Origin of the sequence: Pseudochryseolinea flava (genome assembly GCF_003286915.1) — a bacterium.
Classification (GTDB): domain Bacteria; phylum Bacteroidota; class Bacteroidia; order Cytophagales; family Cyclobacteriaceae; genus Ohtaekwangia; species Ohtaekwangia flava.
This window is the reverse complement of sequence record NZ_QMFY01000040.1, coordinates 1-2,658: the sequence shown is the minus strand read 5'-3', so window position 1 is coordinate 2,658 and position 2,658 is coordinate 1. Positions and strand designations below refer to the sequence as shown.

Annotated in this window: 2 protein-coding genes; both read left to right on the top strand. The window is 43.8% G+C overall.

What is annotated here, in order from left to right; genetic code table 11:
• Positions 1 to 261: 261 nt before the first annotated feature.
• Entirely contained in the window at positions 262 to 1,809 is a 1,548-nt protein-coding gene (istA, locus tag DQQ10_RS27650) for an IS21 family transposase (RefSeq protein ID WP_165824152.1), read from the top strand.
• A gap of 17 nt (positions 1,810 to 1,826) precedes the next feature.
• Entirely contained in the window at positions 1,827 to 2,576 is a 750-nt protein-coding gene (istB, locus tag DQQ10_RS27645) for an IS21-like element helper ATPase IstB (protein WP_112750199.1), read from the top strand.
• Positions 2,577 to 2,658 lie beyond the last annotated feature (82 nt).

Sequence of the window (2,658 nt, the reverse complement as noted above, 5' to 3'; positions counted from 1 at the left end):
TGAATATTTCGCTACCGTCTGACCCACCCTTTCGGTAATTACCTGACCCACCTATTTCGGAAATGGTTTGACCCAGGTATTTCGCTAATTATCTGACCCACCCGTTTCGGTAATCATTTGACCCGGGTATTTCGGTAATTGTCTGACCCACCCTGGTCATCTATTTCGGTAATGATCTGACCCACCTTTAGGTGTGGATTTGATGCAAAAATAGTTCGCTTTGAGTTTAACCTCCGAGCGATTATGTCAAAACCACTGCGTATGCATCAGATCAAAACAATAATTGAGTTACAGCTTCATGGTCGAAGTATTCGTCAGATCGTGCGGCTTACAGGGCTGTCCAGAAATACCGTTCGCGACTATCTACGAAGAATGTCTGCAACCGGCATGAGCTCACAGGAGTTGCTTTCGCTGGACGATGAATCGCTGAGCTCCTTAGTCTATGTGGATGCCTGTGAAAAGTCTACAGCAGGCCGATCTATCGATGATCGTCACTCGGATCTTAAAAAGCATCTTGAGTACTATTGTTCAGAATTAAAGAAGCGCGGTGTTACCAAGCAATTGCTATGGGAAGAGTATCGCAAAGTTTATCCCGATGGCTATCGCTACACACAGTTCTGCGCTTATCTCAATCAACATCTCAAGCTTGATGAAGCGGTTATGTACTTCACGCACCAACCTGCTGAAAGTTCGCAGATCGACTTTGCAGGGAAGAAGCTAAGCTATGTTGATCGCAGCACTGGTGAATGTATTGAATGTGAATCGTTAGTATGCGTTCTTCCTTTCAGTCATTACATGTACGTTGAAGCTATCCTTAGTCAGAAGCAGGAGCATTTTATTCCGGCTTTAGGAAGATTTAAAAAGTTCATTGGAGGTGTGACCACCTGTGTCAAGATGGATAACATGCGCACCGCTGTTCAACGTGCAAGTCGTTACGAACCTGTATTCACTGAAGCGATGGAATACTTTGCTGCGCATTATGGAACAACAGCTGTAACGGCTCGTGTTGGTAAACCGCGCGACAAAGGTAGTGTAGAGAAAGCAGTGGATCTGGCCTACAAACACATATACGCTCCGTTGCGCAATCAGGTATTCCATTCCCTCGAAGAACTTAATGCCGCCATAAGAAGACAACTGGATTTATTTAACAGTAGACCTTTCAAAAATAAAACTGGTAGTCGCAAGGAGTTATTTGAACAACATGAAAAGCCACTACTCAAGCCATTGCCATCATCGGTATATGAAATCAAACATACTACTGATAGCAAAGTACAACGCAACTATCATGTGGTGGTCGGCGAAGATCGTCACCAATACAGTGTGCCCCACACGCTCATTGGAAAAAAGCTAAAGATTATTTATACAAGCGATACCGTTGAAGTCTACGATGGTCTTAAGCGCGTAGCCATCCATAAGCGGAGTTACCGAAAGTATGGACATACTACCAATATCGAACATCGACCTGTTAATCATCAGAAGGTAATAGAGCAACGTGCGTGGGATGATGAATACTTTTTACGCAACGCATCCTATATCGGTCAGTCTGTACAGCAAGTCGTCAAGCGGATACTCTCATCAAATGGATTTTACGAACAGACTTATAATAGTTGTCTTGGTATACTCAGACTAGGAAAACAGTATGGCAATGCCCGACTTGACGCCGCTTGTAAGCGTGCGTTGTCGGCGGCACGTGTCAACTATGGCATGGTTGAAAACATTCTTAAAAACAACCTCGACAGAGCCGAGGTCACAGTTCACAATAACATACCTGATCACAATCAGATCAGAGGATCAAAAGATTATCAATAGTTAAACTTTAAAATCATATGAACACATCAGCAACACTTGAACAACTCAAGGATCTTAAACTTCAAGGAATGACACGAAGCTACGAAGCCATACTCCAGCTTCCTGTTAATCAACATCCGGAAGGACACGCCCTAATCGCGCATTTAGCTGAAGCAGAAAGACAAAGCAGGACGCAATATAAAACGCAACTCTATCTGAAGCTCAGTAAACTGCGTTATGCTGGATCGCTGGAAGAAATATCTTACAACGCTGCGCGAAATCTTCCCAAGGAACAGATACTTCAACTAGCCGATTGCAGCTTTATCGATCGATCAGAGAACATTCTTATTAGCGGAGCCACAGGAGCAGGAAAAAGTTTTTTGGCTTGTGCACTGGGTAACCAGGCTTGTGTCATGGGATACAAAACATTATATCTCAATCTGAATCGCTTTACAGAGAAAATCATGATCGCCAAACTTGACGGTTCATTCGTGAAGCTTCTCAATCAACTCGAGAAGGTCAGCTTGCTTATCCTGGATGACTTCGGCCTGGCACCGATGGATCAGAATACCAGGCTGGCGTTACTCCAAATCCTGGAAGATCGATACAATAAAAAATCAGTGGTGATGGCTTCGCAGCTGCCGATCAATAAATGGCATGAATACATTGCTGAGCCAACCTTAGCCGATGCGATCATGGACCGACTTATGGCCAACGCACACCGCTTTGAACTGAAAGGCGAATCGTTAAGAAAAAAATCATTAAAAAACTCTTCCGAAAAACACTAGCTTAGAACCATCAAATCCACGCAGCTAAAAGGTGGGTCAGATCATTACCGAAATAGGTGGGTCACACTTAGCGAAATAGTCA